This is a genomic window from [Pseudopropionibacterium] massiliense, assembly GCF_900607225.1.
Taxonomy (GTDB): domain Bacteria; phylum Actinomycetota; class Actinomycetes; order Propionibacteriales; family Propionibacteriaceae; genus Arachnia; species Arachnia massiliensis.
In genome coordinates this window covers 1,382,217-1,402,119 of sequence record NZ_LR027842.1, presented here as the reverse complement: position 1 = coordinate 1,402,119, position 19,903 = coordinate 1,382,217, and the positions used below count along the sequence as shown (strand labels likewise).

Sequence of the window (19,903 nt, the reverse complement as noted above, 5' to 3'; positions counted from 1 at the left end):
TCACTGGAGAACGAAGGCGAGGGCGATTGCGATGATGGCGAGCGCCTCGACGACGGCGAAGCCGATGAAGGCGGTGCTCATCATGGCACCACGCGCCTCGGGCTGGCGGGCGGTCCCGTTGATGACGGAGGCGAAGATCCAGGCGACACCCAGGCCCGGGGCGATGGTGGCGATCGCGTAGCCGATCATGTTGAGTGAACCGTTGATTTCCAGGAGGGTCTGCATGGTTTTCCTTTCGGATGGCTTCTCACCGGGATTGGTGATGGAGTCGGATTTCTCGAATCAGTGGGCCTCGGAGACGGAGGTCGACACGTACTGGGCGGTCAGGACGGTGAAAATGTAGGCCTGCAATGCGCCGATGAACAGTTCCAGGAACAGGAGCGCGAAACTGAACACCACCGAGACGGCACCGGAGACGTTGTACATGAGGTTGTTCTGGAAGGTCAACAGGAAGGACCCTCCGACCACGAACACCAGAATCACCAGGTGCCCGGCGAACATGTTGGCGAACAGACGCAGGGCGAGCGTGACTGGGCGGGTGACGAACGTCGCGAGAAACTCCAGCGGGATGATCAACCACAGGAGATACCACGGAACGCCCTCGGGGATGAGCGCCTTCTTGAGAAACCCGATGCCGAATTTGCGGAATCCCGCACCGACGTAGACGCACCAGGAAAGAAGAGCCAGGCCGTAGGCGAATCCGACATTGCTGAAGGTCGGGAGCATGAACACGAAGGTCTCACCGAACCAGTTGTTGATCAGCAGGAAGGAGAACAGGCCGAGCAGATATGGCAGAAAACGCTTGTAGTCGTGGTGGAGGATGTCGCGGGCGATGCCGTTGCGGACGAATTCGTAGAGGTACTCGGAGAGGAACTGTCGTTTGGATGGCAGCACCTTGAGCCGGCGCGAGGCAAACCACCAGAGCAGAACCACCAGCAGAGCTGCTATGACCGCCTGCCAGAAGGGCTTGTTCATCCAGGCAGGGGTGCCGGGAATGACGGGGGTGTCGAAGATGAAGTCGTTGACGCTCGGCGGGGTGTAGCCGCCGTCACCACCGCTCTCCAGCGGAAGAAGCCAAGGGTTCACGCGCCACTCCCATATCGCTTGACGATCAGATACGTGCTGCAGGCAAGGCCCAGGATCAGGCCCAGCGGTAGCAACCACGATGTCTTCCAGAGATGATCACCCAGCCAGCCCAGACCTCCGTAGAAGAGCAGGCCCGCCAAGATGTAACTGAGCACAACCATGCCGTCCTCGGTGCCCCGTTGCTGCGAGGGCTTCTCCTCGGATCCTGGTCTCATGCCCATGTCGAGAGTGAGCCTAGCGGAAAAACCTTCCGCCTTCATCCCCCCGGGCCGCATTTCTCAGCCTTGGTCGTGAATATCGTAAATGGGTACGCGTTGCCGCGACGCCACCACGACCACACCCGTCGTCCAGGCAAGCACCGTCGCGACGACCGCGCCCGCCAACCATTTCCCGTCCGTGGCGGGCCCGAGCCGCGGATGACTCGTCACGAACCAGAAACCGGCCCCGATCCCCGCCACGCGAACAGCATAACTCACGAGCACCACACCGAGACCCTGGACGGGTTCCAGCTCGCAGGCCACGACCTCGACCGCCTGTCCCACGGAGAAGAAGAGAACCACCGCGGCGAATCCCAGTGCGGCCCCGATGAGCGCCTCCCGGGAGCCGGTCGCCAGGGCCAGTCCGCACACCGAGATCCCCACCGCATTCCCGACCACCAGCCCGCCGATCATCATCTGCCGGGCACGCCGGGTGGCCCCCGTGACCCGACGTTCAGCCATGTCTCGCCGCCCCGGATCCGCGTCTGACGGGCATGACCGTGACCAGCACCAGCAGCACGAGGAACACCCCGATGGCCCACCATGTCGCGGGGTGGTTCAGGAGCACCGTGCAGACCAGGCCACCCGCTATCACCGCACCCCAGGAGCACATGATGAACACGACCCCGCGCTGCGAGTGTCCCCGGGCCACCAGCCTGTGGTGCAGGTGCTGTTTGTCCGCCTTGAAAGGATGCTGGCCTCGCGCGGTCCTGCGGATCCAGGCCAGGACCAGGTCGCTCAGCGGTAGGGCCATCGTGGCGAACGGCAGCAGCACCGGGAGCAGCGCGGGTAGGACGTCGTCGTGGTCCCGGCTGAGGGCGCTCGGATCCACCTGGCCGGTGAACGAGACGGCGCTCATCGCCATCAGGAATCCCAGCAGCATGGATCCCGCATCCCCCATGAACATGTGCGCCGGCTGGAAGTTGTGACCAAGAAACCCGAGGCAGATACCGAGAGTGGCCACGGTCAACAGGCTCGCCGTCGTGGCCCGGGCCAGGTCCTGTTCATAGGCGAGCACGTACGAATAGGCGAAGAACGCCCCTGCGCCGACCGCCACCAGCCCGGCCGCCAACCCGTCCAGCCCGTCAACGAAGTTGACGGCATTCGCACACACCGCGATGAAGATGACCGTGATCAGGATGCTGCTGGCGTCGTCGAGGGCCAGCACCGCGTTCGGCAGGGGAATCCAGTAGATGCGGACCCCTCCCAACACGGCCGCCCCCGCGGCCAGCACCTGGCCGCCGAATTTCACGACGGGGCTCAGCTCGACGACGTCGTCGACCAGCCCGACGGCGCAGATCAGGCCACTCGCCAGGAGAACAACCAGGGCGTCGTGCCCGACGGTTGCGACTCGAGACAGGAAAGGCATGTTCACGGCGAGCATGAGACAGACGACCAGCCCGCCGAACATCGCAAGCCCGCCGAAATAGGGTTTGGGGCTGGTGTGGACATCGCGCGCCCTCACCTTCGCCACCGCGTTCCAACGCAGGGCGAGCTGACGGCACACCGCTGCGAACAGGTAGGTGGCGGCGGTGGCAACCAGCAGCACGAGAAGGTATTCGCGCATCAGCCAGCCTGCAGCTCCGGCACCACCCCGCGGAGTTCCTCGAGGTCGAGTGCCCCCTGACGGAGAACCCGCCCGTGCTCGTCGCCGGTGAAATCGATGATCGTGGACGCCTCCCCCCCGGGGGCCCTTCCACCGTCCAGGTAGACCGCGACGGCGTCCTCCAACATGTGACGGGCCTCCCCTGCGGTGGTGGCGGCCGGCTGCCCCGAGACGTTCGCCGAGCTCACGGCCATGGGGCCGGTGCGGCGCAGCAGGGCACGGGCCTGGTCGTGATCGGGGACCCGGACCGCCACCGTTCCCCGGGTGTCTCCCAGGTCCAGGGGAAGCGACCGCTGCGCCTTGACGATGATGGTCAGTGCCCCCGGCCAGAACCGTGCCACCAGTTTCCTGGCCGCATCCGGGACCTGACCGGCGAGGGCCCGCAGCATCGATGCCTCCGCGATCAGCACCGGCGGAGGCATGTCCCGTCCCCGCCTCTTCGCGTCCAGCAGTCTCGTGACCGCTTTGGCATCGAAAGCGGCACACCCGATCCCGTAGACGGTGTCGGTTGGGAAGACGACGCACTGCCCAGCCGCGACCGCTTCCCGGGCGGCCTCAAGGGCGGCATCGGTTTCAAGCTCAAGGGACAGCGTCCTCGACCCGGTTTCACTCACCCGCCAATCCTGCCACGTCTGGCGACAAGGTGCCGGGGAAGCCCTGCCAAGTCGCGTACCGTGCGAACATCGCGGAAACCGTCCGAGAAGATTCCCCGGACCTGCTCGGCGTGCGACTGGTCGTGCTCCATGGCAACCAGGCCTCCCGGCACCAGGAGTCTGCGTGCCACCGAGTGGACGACCCGGATGGCCTCCAGCCCGTCATCCCCGCCGAACAACGCCTCATCCGGGTCGTGGGTCACCTCCACCGGGAGCCGCCCACGCAGACCGCTGGGGACATAGGGCGGGTTCGCCACCACGACGTCGACCTTGGAGTCAAGATCGTGAAAGGCCTCGGACATGTCCTGACGGCGGCAGTCCACACCGAGCCCCTCGAGGTTTCGCAGCAGCCAAGTCCACGCATCGCGGGAACGTTCCACGGCGTACAGATCCAGGCCGCCACGTTCCCTGGCGAGGCTCCGGGTGATGGCCCCCGACCCGGCACACAGTTCAACCACACGATGTCTTCCGGTGGGCAGGGACGTCAGGTACGCGAGCACCTGGTCCACCAACAGTTCCGTTTCGGGGCGCGGTATGAAGACCCCGGGCCCCACGGCGAGGGTTTCGTAGCGGAACGGGACCCGGCCCGTGATGTACTGGACCGGTTCCCCGGTTTTTCGGCGGGCCACGAAGCCGGCCACCCGATCGCGGTCCTCGGGCGAGGCGTCCCGGAGAATCAGCGTCGCCGAGTCGCATCCCAGGGCATGGCACACGAGCCAGCGGGCATCGGCAGCCGGAGTGGTGACACCTGCCTGCGCCAGTTGCTCCGAGACGTCGAGGACCAGGTCCCAGGCCCTCATCAGCCTGACCCGGACAACCGTTCGGCCAGGTCCGCCTCGGCCAGCGCGTCGAGCACGGGAGCCAAGGCTCCCGCCAGGACCAGGTCCAGGTTGTGGGCCTTGAAACCGATCCGATGGTCGGCGAAACGGTTCTCCGGAAAATTATAGGTTCGGATCCGTTCGGAGCGGTCCACCGTACGCACCTGCGATCTGCGTGCTGCGGATGCCGCTTGTCTCATCTCGGCCTCCCGGATGGCCGCGAGCCTGGATCGCAGCAGACGTATCGCCTGCTCACGGTTCTGCAGCTGGGAACGTTCGTTCTGACAGCTCACCACCACGCCTGTCGGGAGGTGGGTGATCCTGACCGCCGAATCCGTGGTGTTCACTCCCTGACCGCCGGGCCCGGATGCGCGGAACACGTCGATCCTGAGGTCGGATTCGCTGATTTCCAGTTCCTCCGGCTCGAGGTCAGGGGAGACCAGCACACCGGCTGCGGATGTGTGGATGCGCCCTTGGGTTTCGGTGACGGGAACGCGTTGAACCCGATGCACCCCGCCTTCGAACTTGAGCCGCCCATAGGGCCCGACCCCGTCGGTGACGGTTCCCTTGATGGCCACCGTCACCGACTTGAATCCGCCGAGATCCGTTGCCTGGGAATCCAGCACCTCCAGGTGCCAGCCGACCTGCTCCGTGTACCGCTGGTACATGCGCAGCAGATCAGCAGCGAACAGAGCGGACTCCTCACCACCCTCTCCCGACTTGATCTCGAGGATCGCGTCGGCGTCGTCGTTCGGGTCCCTCGGCGCCAGTAGCCGGGTGAGCCGCGCCGCGGTTTCCTCCAGCCGCGCCCCGAGCATCTCAGCCTCCTCAGCGAATGCCGGATCCTGCTCCGCGAGCTCAAGTGCTGCCTCCCGGTCGGCGGCCAGTCCGCGGTACAGCGCCAAGGCCTCGACCACGGGGCGCAGCGCCGCATAACGACGACCGACCCGGCGCATCAGCGCCGGGTCGGCGTGCGTCGCGGGGTCGGCCAGCTGGGCCTCGAGCCGATCGTGTTCGGCGATCAGGGAATCCGCGCTCTCAAACAATTTCGCCGACTCCGCGAACTCACTTCTTCTTGTTCTTGGCGTACATGCGCTCGAAACGAGCGACGCGGCCACCGGTGTCGAGAATCTTCTGCTTGCCGGTGTAGAAGGGATGGCACTCAGAGCACACGTCGGCGCTCAGAGTTCCCTTCTTCGAGGTGCTGCGGGTCGTGAAGGTGTTGCCGCAGGTGCAGTGGACCTTCGTCTCGACGTAATCGGGGTGGATACCCTGCTTCATGGTTTTCTCCTAGGTGTGTTCTTCCCGGGTCGCCACACCGTTGGTGGGCGTGAACCGGCACGGCCTGCAATTGTGCCAGCCGATGCCGTCGAATCAAAACGATCCCTGCGGCCTCGGCGCGGCCGTCGTTTCAGCCTTCCTGTGCCGGGGTGGTCTTCAGGACGCTCAGCAGGAACTCGTGGTTGTTCTGTGTCTTGCGCATCCTTGCCAGTAGGGTCTCCAGGGCGGCCTGGTCGTCGAGCCCGGACAGTGCTCGCCGCAGCTTCCAGATGATGTTGAGCTCGTCACGGCCGAGCAGCAGGTCCTCACGACGGGTACCGGAGGCATCCACATCGATCGCGGGGAAAATCCGCTTGTCGGCGAGCTGCCTGGCGAGTCTGAGCTCCATGTTGCCCGTGCCCTTGAACTCCTCGAAAATGACCTCGTCCATCCGGGAACCGGTCTCGATGAGGGCGGTCGCCAGAATCGTCAGGGAACCACCGTTCTCGATGTTGCGGGCTGCCCCGAAGAATTTCTTGGGCGGGTAGAGGGCCGCGGAGTCGACACCACCGGAGAGGATGCGCCCGGATGCCGGGGCTGCCAGGTTGTACGCCCTGCCCAGACGCGTGATGCCGTCGAGCAGGACAACCACGTCATGCCCGAGTTCGACAAGACGCTTGGCCCGTTCGATGGCCAGTTCGGCAACCACGGTGTGGTCCTCTGCCGGACGGTCGAAGGTGGACGCGATCACCTCCCCTGAGACGGTCCGCTGGAAGTCCGTGACCTCCTCGGGACGCTCGTCGACGAGGACCACCATGAGGTGAACCTCGGGATTGTTCGCGGCAATCGCGTTCGCAACGGCCTGCATCACCATCGTCTTGCCCGCCTTGGGGGGGGAAACGATGAGGCCACGCTGTCCCTTGCCGATCGGAGCCACCAAGTCGATGACACGACCGGTCAGCTGCGTGTTGACCGTTTCGAGGCGGAGTTTCTCCTGGGGATAGAGGGGCGTCAGTTTCGCGAACTCAGGACGCTGCTTCGCCCTTTCGGGATCATCACCGTTGATGGAGTCGATCCGCACCAACGGGTTGTACTTCTCCCTACGTTCGCCCTCCCGGGGGGTACGGATGGCACCGACGATCACATCACCTCGTCGCAATCCGAATCGACGCACCATCGCCAATGGCAGGTAGGCGTCGTTGGGGCCGGGAAGGTACCCGGTGGTACGCACGAAGGCGTAGTTGTCGAGGATGTCCACGATCCCGGAAACGGCGGCAAGCACATCGTCCTCCGAAACCGTGGGTTCGTTCTCGAAACGATCCATTCCGCCAGATCCACGGTTGCGACGGTTCTGGCGGTCGCGGTTGCGACGGCGGCGCCCGCGGCGCCCCCCCTCGTTCTCCTCCTCGAAACGACCGGCGCCTGCGCTGGCGGGGGCGAGGACGGGTGCCGCGGCAGAACCGCCGGCCTGCCCGAGCGCCACGGCCAAACGCTCCCCAACCTCTTCGTTCGTGGCCTCCTGAGCCGCACGGTCACGTTCTTTGTTGCGTTCACGACGTCGCCGGTTGCGACTGATCCCGTCGCCGTCCGCCCGCGGCTGGGACTGCTGGGTGGAAGATTCGGAATCCGTTTTTTCCGCTTTCGGTTGCTCGGGGCCGACACGTTCCGGCACTTCCACAGGGAGTTGCGGCTCGGCCTCGGTCTTCTTCCTGGGACGTGAGGCGCGGGTTTTGTGCTCAGGCCTGGCAGGGACGTTGACCCCACCGGAAATGGCGGCGATCAGATCACCCTTGCGCATCGCGGAAGTGCCCTTGATGCCCATCCCTGCCGCCATCTTCTTGAGCTCGGGGAGCTTCAGGTCTGCCAGGGAGCTGGAACCGGATTCGGTCACGGATTGCCTTCCTTAACTCAGGAAACCGGTGGCACTGAAAATGCTCAACCGGTGAAGTGTCTAGTCAAAGCGCTCATTTCACGGTGGTAAAAGAAACCGCCACCGGCGCCGTTCAGATGACTGGTGAAATACTAACACAAAGCCCGTCCTTCTCCCCAGCTGACGCCACGGATAGGGTCCTGAGGCGGTTCCGGAGCATTACCGTGGACCTCTGTGAGCAGGTGACGTGCAGCGACGCATCCCCCAGCACGCCACCCACTCAGGCGGAGCAACACGGTCAGGTCCCCACAGGTACGATCACGACACCCATCCTCCCCCGAAGGATTTTGCACGCCACCCGGGTGCTGAAGATCCCCGGCACCGTTCAGCCCAGGATCTGCACTCCCCCACCCAGCGCGAGGTCATGCCGCCGAAATCCTTCGTGTTCGAGGGACCCCGCTTTCGCCAGTTGATCCTCCAGCCCGACAGCGAACACGGTCGGCCCCGCCCCGGATATGGTTGCGGGAACCCCGGCCTGCCGCAATCGTCGCAACAACGACCAGGAGGCCGGCATCAACTCGGCTCTCTGGAACTGATGCAGACGGTCTCTCGTGGCGGGCAACAACAGATCGGGGCGTTGCTCAAGGGCCAGGGGAAGAGATGCGGCCGCCACGGCCTGCGCCACGGCGTCCTTACGGGTGACCATGTCGGGCAGGACCGCCCTGGCTCCTGCGGTGCGCACTTCCAGGTCGGGAACGAACACGAGACATTGCAGGCCTTCCGCGGGTCGCAACCGGATCAGTTCGACCCGTTCACCATCGAGCCAGGCCAGAATCACACCGCCCCAGACCGCCGCCCCCGCATTGTCCGGATGCCCTTCCAGGAAGCTGGAGATCCGGGTCAGCTCGGTACGGTCCAGTTCCTCATCAGGAAAGGCGATTCCGTGGGCAAAGGCGCAACCAGCCACGATGGCGGCGGCGGAGGAACCGAGGCCGCGTGAGTGCGGAATCGTGTTGTGCGCCGTGAGTCGCAAACCACCGGGTGGTGTCCTGCCCCATTGGCGCAGGGCGTGCAGCAAGGTTGCGATCACGAGATGGGACTCGTCTCGCGGCACCTGTTGGGCGCCCTCACCGGTCACCTCGATGTCGATCCCCCCGGTCCCCGAGACCTCCAGGGTCAATTCGTCGAACCAGTCCACGGCCAACCCCACGCAGTCGAATCCCGAACCCAGATTGGCGGTGGTCGCCGGGACACGTACGGTGAGTCTCACTTGCCCTCGATGCGCATGTAGTCGATGGCTTCCCCGATGAAGGGGGCCTCCCGGAGCGCCGCGACAACGTCCTGGAGATCCTGTTCACGAGCGTCGTGGGTCATGAAGTTCAGCTCCGCGGTGAATCCGTCGGTGCGTCCCAGACCCTCCAGGTAGGATTGCTGACAGGTTTGCAGGGAAACTCGATGAGCACCGAAGATGGTGGCGCACTTCGCCAGGACACCCGGTTTGTCCTCCACCTGGAAACGGATGTAGTACCGGCTGGTGGCGTCCCCGATGGGGGCGACCTCACGTTTGGTGTATCCGGTCCCCAGGTGGCCAGCGGTTCCCCGCACCCGGTTGCGCGCCACGGTCACCACATCCCCCATGACCGCGGAGGCGGTGGGAGCACCCCCCGCCCCCTGACCGAGGAACATCAGTTGTCCGGCCTCGACCGATTCGACGAAGATCGCGTTGTATGCCCCGGAGACGGAGGCCAGCGGATGGGTCTTCGGGACCATGGTGGGGTGGACCTTGACGATGACCCGGTCGTCATCGGCCAGTTTGGCGACGGCGAGCAGTTTCACCACACATCCCATCCGGTCGGCGGCCAGGATGTCGGCCTCCGTCACAGACGCAATACCCTCGCAGAAGACCTCGGAACTGTGCACCTCGGTGTGGAATGCCAACCCGGCGAGGATCGCGGCCTTCGCGGCCGCGTCCTTGCCCTCGATGTCGGCGGTGGGATCAGCCTCCGCGAAACCGAGTTCCTGGGCCTGGCGAAGCGCCACGTCGAAACTCAGGTGATTCGTGGTCATCTGGTCGAGGATGTAGTTGGTGGTGCCATTGACGATCCCCATGACCGTACGAATCTCATCCCCGACCAAGGACTCCCGGAGCGGCCGGATGATCGGGATCGCTCCCGCCACCGCCGCCTCGTAGTAGAGGTCGACGCCGTTCCTCTTGGCGGTTGCACCCAGCTGCGCCAGGTCCTCGGCGAGCAGCGCCTTGTTGGCGGTGACCACGGAGGCCCCAGCATTCATGGCCTCGGCGAGCAGGGTTCGCGCGGGTTCGATGCCGCCGATCACCTCGATGACGAGATCCAGGTCGCCTCGAGTGACGAGTCCGTGCGTGTCCGTGGTGAACAAGGAGGGATCGATTCCGGGACGTTCCACGTCGAGTCTACGCACCCCGATACCGACGAGCTCCAAGGAGCGCCCTATGCGCTGACGCAAGGACTCCGCTTCCTGGCTCAGGATTCGGGCCACCTGGGAACCCACCACACCGGCACCGAGCAGCGCCACCTTCAATGACGAGGTCTCCTCAGCCATGTTCACTCCCCTACGTCAAGTCGCATCAGGTCTTCCAGGGTCTCACGCCTGAGAAGCGTTCGTGTCTCCCCCCGGCGCACCGCCAGCAGGGGCGGTTTCGGAATCTGATTGTAGTTACTGGCCATCGATCGGCAATACGCTCCGGAACCGGGAACCGCAATCAGGTCGCCGGGGTGGATGTCCCGGGGCAGGAAGACATCCCGGATCAGGATGTCGCCTCCCTCGCAGTGTTTCCCGACGACCCGCGCGAGCACGGGGTCGGCCTCCGTGGCCCGGTTCGCCAAGGCGCAGGAGTACTCGGCAGCGTACAGGGCCGGACGGATGTTGTCGCTCATGCCCCCGTCAACGGAGACGTAGGTGCGCGAACGCCCGTTCTCCAGCTCCACCACCTTCACGGTCCCGACCTCGTACAGGGCGACCCCGGCCGGGCCGCAGATGGCGCGGCCGGGTTCGATGCTGAGTTGGGGGCGTTTCAACCCGAAACCCTGGCACTCGTGTTCGAGGATGTCCTCGAATGCCCGGGCGAGGGCGTCGGTGGGCATGGGTGAATCGGCCTCCGTGTAGGCGATTCCGAATCCGCCCCCGAGGTCCAGTTCAGCGAGCTCCACCCCGGTGGCGACACGGAACTGCTCCGCCAACCGCAACGCGCGGCGGATCGCCACCTCGAAACCGTGGGTCTCGAAGATCTGGGAACCGATGTGGCTGTGGATGCCGCGAAGCTCGATGAAGGGCGACGACTGGCACCGCACCAGCGCCGCGAGGGCGTGACCACCCAGAATGGACAGGCCGAATTTCTGGTCCTCGTGGGCCGTGGCGATGTACTCGTGCGTGTGGGCCTCCACCCCGGTGGTGACCCGCACCAGCGCATGGGCCCTCCTCCCGAGCTCCCGGCAGGCGGTCTCGATGCGGTCGATCTCGTGGAAGGAGTCGACGATGATTCGCCCGACCCCCTGTTCGAGGGCGAAACGGATCTCCTCCGCCGATTTGTTGTTGCCGTGGAAACCGAGCCGCTCCGCCGGCATCCCCCCTGCCAGGGCGATTCGCATCTCCCCCATGGTCGTCACGTCCATGTGGAGCCCGTCCTCGGCCATCCAGCGCGCCACCGCTCGTGTCAGCAGGGCCTTTCCCGCGTAGTAGACCCGCCACCCGGCGAAGCTGTCGCGGAAGGCCCGAGCCCTGGCGCGGAGGTCCTGCTCGTCGATCACGTAGGCGGGTGTGCCCTGCTCGGCCGCGACCCGCGCCAGGGGGACCCCACCGATCACGATACGACCCTCTTCATCCCTCCCGGTCCCGGCGGGCCACAGTTCCGCTCGCAGCTGGTTGAGGTTTTCGGGCAGCGTGAGCCACTGCGGTCCCGTTTTGGCGGCGTCGGCATGGATCGAGCCGGCGATGTGAGCGTGGGTCATGGGGTCAAAGCTTGCCAGAAGGGGCGCGCCGGGACCGATGAAACTCCGGCACGCCCCACGAAATGGGCACGTTGGGACAAGATTCCGATTGCCTACTCCCCTTGAGCGCGGAACTCCTCCTCGACGGCCTCAAGGGTCTTGCCGGAGGTCTCGGGCACGTGACGCACCATGAACCAGATCGCGATCACGCCGAGCAGGGCGAAGATCCCGAAGGTCGGGCCGACCCCGATCGCGGTGACGACGGGCAGGAATCCCAGCGTGACCAGCCCGTTCGCGAGCCACAGCATGAACACGGAGAAGCCCATCGCGAAGGAACGCGTCCTCAGCGGGAACATCTCGGACAACAGCAGCCAGCTGAGCGGACCGATGAAGGCCTGCATGGAGAACACGAAAAGCGCGACGAACGCGAGGATCAGATAGGGCTTGCCCGCGAACTCATCGGGAACGAACTGGGCGGAGAGTCCGACCAGGACGTGGAAGAAGGTCGTCAGACAGAATCCCAGGATGATCATCACGCGCCTGCGGAAACGGTTGGTGATCATCACCGCGAGCGTCACGCCGATCATGGATGCCACACCGTTGAGGGTGTTCGCGATGATGGCGGAATCGGCTGAGAATCCCGAGGTCTTGAGCAGCTCGGTCCCGTAGTACATGATCACGTTGATGCCGCTGAACTGGGAGAAGACCCCGATTCCGACCCCGATCAGCACGACCCTGCGGATCCACCTGGTGTGAAGGATCGCCGACCATCCCATCTGAACCATCCTGCGGTCCTCCTCCACCAGGCGCCGAACCTCCTCCAGCTCGGCGTCGGCCCGTTTCGGGGAGCGGATCAGCTTCAGCACCTCGTGGGCCTCCCGGTCCCTTCCCTTGGCCACGAGCCAGCGCGGCGACTCGGGGACTCGTAACATCCCGAAGAACAGGCCGAACGCGGGCAGCACGGCCACCAGCAGCATCACGCGCCAGATCCCGTTGATGCTTCCCCAGTAGTTGTGGATGACCGCGTTGATGACGAAGGCCAGGAATTGGCCGAAGACGATCATGAACTCGTTGCGCGTGACTATCCGGCCCCGCGTCTCGGAGGGCGCGATCTCGGCCAGGAAGACCGGGACCACCGCGGACGCCCCGCCGACCGCCAGTCCCAGGACGAACCGGAAGATCGCCAGCGCCACCCAGCTCGGTGAGAGAACACAGCCGAGGGTTCCCAGCATGAAGAGATGAGGGCCAGGGACTGGATGCTGCGTTTCCGGCCGAAACGGGTGGAGACGCTCCCCTCACACACGCCACCGATGGCGGCTCCGAAGATCAGGATCGATGTGACGAAACTGGTGGTCCAGTCGGTCAGCCCCAGATCGGGTTTCATGGAGTCCAGGGCACCGTTGATGACCCCGGTGTCGTAACCGAACAGCAGACCACCGAAGGTGGCCACGACCGCGATCAGGCCAAGCCTGCGGCCATGGGGACCGGGTTCGTTCGGAGGCAGGGTGGGGTGGGGTGGCGGTGGGCACCCCCTGAATGGGCACTTGTCTGGTTGGGCATCGTCGCTCCTCTCGTGGTTCCCCCACAGGGAACTCCCAGACCCCGGAACTTTGTTCGCACAAATCTGGGACCGGTCCCAATACTTTGCTAATCTCACCCCGTTGTCAACCCCCGACCGGAATCAGCCAGCCTTGCCCAGTTCACAACGCCCCGCCGAGAGGGCCACGATCCGCGACGTGGCCCTGCGCGCCGGAGTTTCGAAATCCACCGTCTCGCGCTACCTGCAGGGCCGGATCACCGACAGCACCCGCGACGCGATCGCGCAGGCCATCCGCGAACTCGACTACCGCCCGAACACCGCGGCCAGGAACCTGACCCGCAACCGCAGCGGGGCCATCGGCGTGCTCGGCAACGACATCAGGCAGCCGTGGCACGGAGAATTCCTGGCGGGACTGGCCAGCGTCCTGGACCGCCACGGGTACTTCATGCTGGTGGGTGACATGCGGGTCGAGCAGAGACTCCACGAGCGCTTGGTGAAGGCCTTCGCCGAGGGCCAGGTGGACGGGCTGGTCCTGGCCGGGACCATGCACGTGACCCCTGCCCTCGCCCGCGCGATGCGGTGCATACCGACGGTGGTCGCGGGAAACCACGAATTCGACCTGTCGGACCTGGACGTGGTGGTTCCCGACGATCACGCGGCCGCCACCCTGGTCATGGATCACCTGCTGGGCCTCGGCCATCGCCGGATTGCCCACATCAGCGGCCCCGGCACGGGAACCTTCCCGATCCGGCGCCGGGTATACGAGCAACGCATGAGTTCCCACGGACTGGCCGAACACATCATGGTGGAGTCGTGTGACACCACCGACGACGGGGGCTTCGCGGCCACCGATCGGCTCCTGGACGGCACCGGACCGCGTCCCACTGCGCTCTTCGTGGGCAACGACCTGGCCGCGCTCGGCGCCCTGGCCCTGGCGCGTTCCAGGCGGATGGCGATCCCGGGGGAGCTGGCCATCGCGACCATCGACGACACCTTCCTGGCCCGCAGTCCGGCCATCTCCCTGACCTCGGTGACCCTCGGGACCGAACGTCAGGGGTCCCTCGCCGGGGAGCTGATGATCCGCAGAATCCGGGAACCCGGGGCGGAACGCGCGAAACTGGTGATGCCTCCTGCCGGCATCAGCATCCGGAACTCCACCGCTTCCTGACCCGGGTTCTCGGGATGTCTCGCCGACGGTGCGAGCGCACCGGACGGATCGCCCCCCCTGCGATGACCGCATCGTCATCGCAGGGATCGCGGCTCACCCAGGCCGGGGCGCAACCGAAGGATGACCGATTCACCACATCCTCGGGAACTCCGAGTTGCCCTGAGCCTTCGGGTTCGTGCTAGCCTTTCGAACGTCGAAGCCCCCGTAGCTCAGGGGATAGAGCACCGCCCTCCGGAGGCGGGTGCCGAGGTTCGAATCCTCGCGGGGGCGCTTCACGGCCGGCGTTGCCGGCAATCCCAGAATTCCAGGGGGTCCGTGCTTGACCGAGACCGCGCCAACACCCATCAAGCGCTCCTCCCGCGCCACATCGGCCCTCGCGATAGCCCTGATGTTCGTGGCGACCCGTGCGTTCAATGTCCTGCTGTGGAAGATCCCCCACGTTTCCTTCGTCCAGAATGACGTCAGCTACTACGGGTACTGGCTCTGGTGCCTGCTCGGCGACGGAAGCCAGAACCCGCAGTGCGCCACGGCCCTGGCGGGCCCCGGGGTGATGACGGAGTATCCGCTTCCCGCCGTCTGGTTCCTGGAGTTTCTCTACACACTCGGGGGAGGCCACCCCTGGTGGCTGCCCTTCCTCCTGCTCGGGGGACTTCTGGCCGGCATCGTCCCCATCGCCGTGCTGTGGAACCAAGGGCACAGAAAACCTGCTCTTCTCGGGGGAAGCGCCCTGATCATTCTGCTCGTCGCAGTCTGGTTCAGCGTTTCCCTGCCCTATCGCGCCACCGCTTTCAATTCCTGGCTTCCGGTCTTCGCCTCAGCAATGCTCCTGCTCGACGGGATCGTGGCAGCGATGCTCTTCAGATACGGCTCGGTGGGCGCCACCGTTTTCTGGATCCTGTTCATCGGCGCCTGCGGACCCATCGTGTGGTTCCGCTTCGACATGTTGACGGCCGCAGCCGTCGCCCTGGCCTGTCTGTGGCTGAATCGTCATCCCGCGATATCGGGAGCCCTGATCGGCCTCGGTGCTGCGATAAAACTCTGGCCTGCCCTGCTGATCGCCCCGATGTCGGCCCCTGCGCCCCTGCACACGGGGAAGGGACGACTCCGCCTGATCGGTTTCGTCGCCGCCGGGTTCTCGCTGGGCCTCGCATCGTTGCTGATAGGCGGATGGTCCCGTTCCACATCACCCATGATCTGGCAGTCGAACCGTGGGCTCCAGATGGAGTCGATACCTGCGACGGCACTCGTATTCCTGCGCACGTTCACCACCAACCCGGCCTGGCAGGTGGCACTCAGCAAATACAACGCCATCGAATTCCAGGGACCGGCCGTCGATGTCCTTCTCGGGCTGTCGACCTTCCTCACGGCTGGTTCGCTCCTGCTCACCGTGGCACTCGCATGGAGATTGCTCCGTAAGTTCCACTCGAACGACGAAGGAGCACCCCAAGCCATTCTGTTGTCGGTACTCGCCGTGACGCTCGCCACCGTGATCGCGAACAAGACCCTCTCCACGCAGTACGTGCAATGGCTGGCAGGACCGCTGGCCGCCCTGCTCGCCCTCAAGACCAGCCCATGGCTACGACGCCCTCGCAGGGTTCTGGCCACCGGCTTGGTGCTCGTGGCGGTACTCACCCAGTACACCTATCCTTGGGGAACCTTGGGGATCATGGCGATACCCAACGGATCCGGCTTCGAGTCCTCCACCCTGGTGGCGCGCAACGTGCTTCTCGTGCTGCTGGCGGGTTTCGCGACAGGACTCGCATGGCGTGCCACCTCTTCCCCGACCCGGGTCGCGGTGGCCGAAGTTCGCTAAGCTGACCTCTGGGCGAAGAAGCCTGACGCCCAAGCAGTAGTCTCACGTAAGGGGATCGTGGCAGCAGCCACTGGCTAAGATGTCGACACCTGACTCACACGACGCATTCGGTGCGAACTCCTGGTTGATTGACGAGATGAGGGAGGCCTGGGAAAAAGACCCCGCATCCGTGGACGAATCGTGGCAGATGTTTTTCGAGGAAAAACCTGCCCCGACGAATACCGCACCCGCCCCACCTCCTCCGTCGGGAGATGAAGAACACCCTGCCCCACAACCACAGGAACGCTCCTCCCGGCAGGAGGGGAACCAACCGACGGTGGAATCGGTCAAACCGACCACGGAATCTCCCTCCACCCCGGGCACCGGGGCCGGTTTGTCAGCCAATGCCCCGAATCCGTCACTGCGTCCCGAGCCCTCTGCCGTGGCGCCTCGCCTGACGGTGCTTCGTGGCGCGCCGATGCGCACTGCGAAGAACATGGACGCATCCCTGAGCGTCCCCACCGCCACATCGGTGCGATCAGTCCCCATGAAGCTCGTGATCGACCAACGCACCGGAATCAACAATTTCCTGAAGACGTCCAAGGGTGGCAAGGTCAGTTTCACCCATCTGATCGCCTACGCGATGATTCAAGCGCTCAAATCCGTGCCTGCGATGAACAATTCCTACGACGTCATCAACGGAAAACCGACCTTGATCGAGAACCCGACGATCAATTTGGGAATCGCCATCGACCTGAAAAAGTCAGACGGCACCCGCCAACTCCTGGTTCCCAACATCAAGGGATGCGAGAAACTCAACTTCGCACAGTTCTGGGCAGACTACGAAAAGGTTGTCGCCAAAGCACGCTCCGGCGACCTCACCGTGGCTGATTTCGCCGGGACAACCGTCACCATCACCAATCCCGGCGGTATCGGAACCAACCATTCCGTACCGCGCCTGATGAATGGGCAAGGAATGATTCTGGGGGTCGGGAGCATCGACTACCCGGCGGAGTTCCAAGGAACTTCCTTGTTCCATGTCGACGACTTCGGAATCTCCAAGATCACCACGCTCACATCCACCTATGATCACCGCGTTATCCAAGGCGCCCAATCCGGAGAATTCCTGAGGATCATCCACCAGCTGCTGCTCGGGGAGCAGGATTTCTACGACAAGATCTTCGAAGCCCTGCGCATACCCTACGAACCATTGCGGTGGAGCGTTGATGTCTCGACCCACCGCGAGAACCAGGTCGCGAAACAGGGACGGGTGCTAGAACTCATCAACGCCTATCGTTCGGTGGGGCACCTGGTGGCCGACACCGATCCGCTGGAGTACCGGCAACGTTCACACGAGGATCTGCGGCTGGAAACCCACGGCCTGTCGATCTGGGACCTGGACCGCGAATTCGCGGTTGGCACCTTCGGCGGACAGGAAAGGGTCTACCGTTCTCTGCGGGAGATCCTCGCCATTCTGCAGGATTCCTACTGTCGGACCGTGGCTGTCGAGTACATGCACATCGCCGATCCCCAACAACGAGAGTGGTTCCAGGACCGCATCGAGGTGCCACGCCAGGCCCTCACGCACCAAGAGCACATGCACGCTCTCGACAAGCTGAACGAGGCAGAGGTTTTCGAAACCTTCCTGCAGACCAAGTTCGTCGGACAGAAACGCTTTTCCTTGGAAGGCGGAGAATCCGTCATCGTCCTGCTGGACGAGATCTGCCAGCAAGCGGCAAACAAGCATCTGGACGAGGTGTGTATCGGCATGCCGCATCGTGGTCGTCTCAATGTGTTGTCGAACATCATTGGCAAGGACTACGCCCAGATCTTCCATGAGTTCGCGGGTACCATCGACGTCTCCGGCACTGGCGACGTCAAATACCATCTGGGCTCGGAAGGTGAGTTCGTCGCCAGCAACGGCGCCACCATCAAGGCCTCCGTTGCAGCCAATCCCTCTCACTTGGAGGCGGTCAATCCGGTTCTCCAAGGAATAGCCCGGGCGAAGCAGGACATGATCGGGAGGGACGACTTCCCGGTCCTACCGCTTCTTCTGCATGGTGACGCGGCTTTCTGCGGACAGGGGATCGTTTTCGAGACCTTGCAGATGAGTCAGCTGCGCGGCTACAAAACCGGCGGCACCATACACATCGTGGTCAACAACCAGGTGGGATTCACCACGGCCCCCATCGAGTCGCGCACATCCACCTACTGCACGGACGTCGCGAAGGCCATCTCCGCTCCGGTACTGCACATCAACGGCGATGATCCCGATTCCTGCATCCGTGCTGCCCGGCTGGCTTTCGCCTACCGGCAGCGGTTCCACAAGGACGTCGTAATCGATCTGGTCTGCTACCGACGTCGCGGCCACAACGAGGGCGACGACCCGAGTTTCACCCAGCCCAAGATGTACGACTTGATCGAACAGAAGCGGTCCGTCAGGCGTCTGTACACCGAAGCCCTGATCGGGCGCGGCGACATCTCCGTCTCTGATGCGGAGAACGTGATGGACAAGTTCCGGACGCGCTTGGAGAACGTGTTCAAGGAGGCACGCGACGCCAAGAACACCGATGCGGTGATCGAGGAGTACACGAGGGTTCCCTACTACCCGACGAAACAGGGCCAGCGCCTCACCGAGATCACTCCCGAAATGATGCGCCGAATCAGCGAGGTGCACACGGTTCTTCCGGAAGGTTTCCCCCCCCCCCCGAAGGCCCTGCCCCAATGGGAGCGCCGAGCCGAGCAGATCCTCAACGGCCCCATCAACGGGGCAACCGCCGAGCTGCTGGCCATTGGTTCGCTGCTGATGGAGGGACGACCCGTTCGCTTGGCCGGTCAGGACTCGCGTCGAGGAACCTTTTCGCAGCGCTTCGCCGCCATCGTCGATCGTGTCACCAACGAGGCCTGGGTCCCCCTGAAACACCTGAGCGACGATCAGGCCACCTTCGATGTCTACGATTCGCTGCTCAGCGAGTACGCGGCCTTGGGTTTCGAGTACGGCTACTCAGTGGCCAGACCGGATGCACTGGTGGTGTGGGAAGCACAGTTCGGCGATTTCGCCAACGGCGCCCAGATCATCGCTGACGAGTTCGTTGTCTCAGGACAGGCGAAGTGGGATCAGAAGTCCGGTGTGGTGTTGTTGCTGCCACACGGTTTCGAGGGGCAGGGCCCGGACCACAGTTCCGCACGTATCGAACGCTGGCTGCAGTTGTGCGCTGAGAACGCTTTTGCGGTCAGTCAGCCCTCGACAGCGGCCAGTTACTTCCATCTGCTGCGCCAACACGCCTACGTGAACTACCACCGCCCGGTCGTGGTCGCCACCCCGAAGTCAATGCTGCGAAGCAAGCTGGCCGCCTCACCGCCGGAAGAGTTCACATCAGGAACCTGGCACCCGGTGCTGGACGACCCGACGATCACCGACCCGTCGGAGGTCACCCGTCTGCTGTTCTGCTCGGGAAAGATTCGCTGGGAGCTCATGACCAATCGTGAGAAGTTCGGTCTCAACGGGAAAGTGGCCGTGGTCTCACTGGAGCGTCTCTACCCGCTGCCCGGTGCCGAGGTGGCCAAGATCTTGGAGCGCTACCGCCATGTCACCGACATTCGGTTCGTTCAGGACGAACCTGCGAACCAGGGCCCTTGGCCGTTCATCTCCGTCCACCTGCCGAATTCCGTGGCGAATCACACGGATCTTCCATTGCGAATGCGCCGGGTGGCACGCCCTTGGTCCTCCGCGCCATCCGTCGGCTCCGCGAAGGTTCACCAGCAGCAAACGGAAGATCTGATGAACAGCGCCTTTGGTGCATGAGAACGCGCTCTCCCGTAGCGGTAACCCATGCCTGCCGCAAGCAGACCACACCTGATTCATCGAATCCTGAGAACGAGGAGGAT

17 protein-coding genes, 1 tRNA gene and 1 pseudogene are annotated in these 19,903 nt (G+C 64.3%); 4 read left to right on the top strand and 15 right to left on the bottom strand.

Translation table 11 applies throughout. From position 1 onward, the window contains the following. The 15 genes and pseudogenes from atpE to E0E39_RS16770 form a co-directional block, all read right to left on the bottom strand. Complete coding sequence (gene atpE / locus E0E39_RS06150) at window positions 1–225, bottom strand: ATP synthase F0 subunit C (RefSeq protein ID WP_130873945.1); 225 nt, start codon at window positions 223–225, stop codon at window positions 1–3. Between the two features lie 57 nt (window positions 226–282). Continuing rightward, complete coding sequence (gene atpB, locus E0E39_RS06145) at window positions 283–1,086, bottom strand: F0F1 ATP synthase subunit A (RefSeq protein ID WP_130873944.1); 804 nt, start codon at window positions 1,084–1,086, stop codon at window positions 283–285. Next, entirely contained in the window at window positions 1,083–1,301 is a 219-nt protein-coding gene (locus tag E0E39_RS06140) for a hypothetical protein (protein WP_130873943.1), read from the bottom strand. Before E0E39_RS06140 ends, atpB begins: the two co-directional genes overlap by 4 nt. 63 nt (window positions 1,302–1,364) lie before the next feature. Then, a complete protein-coding gene (locus E0E39_RS06135; protein ID WP_130873942.1) occupies window positions 1,365–1,805 on the bottom strand; it encodes a hypothetical protein in 441 nt (146 codons plus the stop codon). Further along, a complete protein-coding gene (locus E0E39_RS06130) occupies window positions 1,798–2,910 on the bottom strand; it encodes an MraY family glycosyltransferase (RefSeq protein ID WP_130873941.1) in 1,113 nt (370 codons plus the stop codon). The genes E0E39_RS06135 and E0E39_RS06130 overlap by 8 nt, the downstream gene beginning before the upstream one ends. Continuing rightward, entirely contained in the window at window positions 2,910–3,563 is a 654-nt protein-coding gene (locus E0E39_RS06125) for an L-threonylcarbamoyladenylate synthase (RefSeq protein ID WP_130873940.1), read from the bottom strand. Before E0E39_RS06125 ends, E0E39_RS06130 begins: the two co-directional genes overlap by 1 nt. Further along, a complete protein-coding gene (gene prmC / locus E0E39_RS06120; RefSeq protein WP_130873939.1) occupies window positions 3,560–4,402 on the bottom strand; it encodes a peptide chain release factor N(5)-glutamine methyltransferase in 843 nt (280 codons plus the stop codon). Before prmC ends, E0E39_RS06125 begins: the two co-directional genes overlap by 4 nt. Then, entirely contained in the window at window positions 4,402–5,466 is a 1,065-nt protein-coding gene (gene prfA / locus E0E39_RS06115) for a peptide chain release factor 1 (RefSeq protein ID WP_130873938.1), read from the bottom strand. Before prfA ends, prmC begins: the two co-directional genes overlap by 1 nt. A 19-nt stretch (window positions 5,467–5,485) precedes the next feature. After that, a complete protein-coding gene (gene rpmE / locus E0E39_RS06110) occupies window positions 5,486–5,701 on the bottom strand; it encodes a 50S ribosomal protein L31 (protein WP_130873937.1) in 216 nt (71 codons plus the stop codon). 130 nt (window positions 5,702–5,831) lie between these two features. Continuing rightward, the gene (gene rho, locus E0E39_RS06105; protein WP_130873936.1) at window positions 5,832–7,571 is read right to left on the bottom strand and encodes a transcription termination factor Rho; all 1,740 of its coding nucleotides are present in this window, start codon (window positions 7,569–7,571) and stop codon (window positions 5,832–5,834) included. Window positions 7,572–7,935: 364 nt separating this feature from the next. Continuing rightward, the gene (gene thrB / locus E0E39_RS06100) at window positions 7,936–8,820 is read right to left on the bottom strand and encodes a homoserine kinase (protein ID WP_130873935.1); all 885 of its coding nucleotides are present in this window, start codon (window positions 8,818–8,820) and stop codon (window positions 7,936–7,938) included. After that, window positions 8,817–10,130, bottom strand: coding sequence for a homoserine dehydrogenase (locus E0E39_RS06095; RefSeq protein WP_130873934.1), 1,314 nt, complete (start codon window positions 10,128–10,130; stop codon window positions 8,817–8,819). The genes thrB and E0E39_RS06095 overlap by 4 nt, the downstream gene beginning before the upstream one ends. 2 nt (window positions 10,131–10,132) lie before the next feature. Next, a complete protein-coding gene (gene lysA, locus E0E39_RS06090) occupies window positions 10,133–11,536 on the bottom strand; it encodes a diaminopimelate decarboxylase (RefSeq protein WP_130873933.1) in 1,404 nt (467 codons plus the stop codon). Between the two features lie 92 nt (window positions 11,537–11,628). Then, on the bottom strand, window positions 11,629–12,747 hold the full coding sequence (locus E0E39_RS06085) for a sugar porter family MFS transporter (protein ID WP_281275573.1): 1,119 nt from the start codon (window positions 12,745–12,747) through the stop codon (window positions 11,629–11,631). A 68-nt stretch (window positions 12,748–12,815) separates the two neighbouring features. After that, window positions 12,816–12,965 (bottom strand): annotated as a pseudogene (locus E0E39_RS16770) (MFS transporter); the annotation flags it as partial. Between the two features lie 241 nt (window positions 12,966–13,206). Between E0E39_RS16770 and E0E39_RS06080 the strand changes: the two are divergent. The 4 genes from E0E39_RS06080 to E0E39_RS06065 all read left to right on the top strand — a co-directional run bounded on the left by E0E39_RS06080 (window position 13,207) and on the right by E0E39_RS06065 (window position 19,820). Continuing rightward, window positions 13,207–14,223 (top strand): LacI family DNA-binding transcriptional regulator, encoded by a 1,017-nt coding sequence (locus tag E0E39_RS06080; protein ID WP_165444660.1) that lies wholly within the window; start codon window positions 13,207–13,209, stop codon window positions 14,221–14,223. A 198-nt stretch (window positions 14,224–14,421) separates the two neighbouring features. Further along, a tRNA-Arg gene (locus tag E0E39_RS06075) sits at window positions 14,422–14,493 on the top strand. A 49-nt stretch (window positions 14,494–14,542) separates the two neighbouring features. Next, the gene (locus tag E0E39_RS06070) at window positions 14,543–16,036 is read left to right on the top strand and encodes a glycosyltransferase 87 family protein (protein ID WP_130873931.1); all 1,494 of its coding nucleotides are present in this window, start codon (window positions 14,543–14,545) and stop codon (window positions 16,034–16,036) included. 79 nt (window positions 16,037–16,115) lie between these two features. Then, on the top strand, window positions 16,116–19,820 hold the full coding sequence (locus E0E39_RS06065) for a multifunctional oxoglutarate decarboxylase/oxoglutarate dehydrogenase thiamine pyrophosphate-binding subunit/dihydrolipoyllysine-residue succinyltransferase subunit (RefSeq protein WP_130873930.1): 3,705 nt from the start codon (window positions 16,116–16,118) through the stop codon (window positions 19,818–19,820). Window positions 19,821–19,903 lie beyond the last annotated feature (83 nt).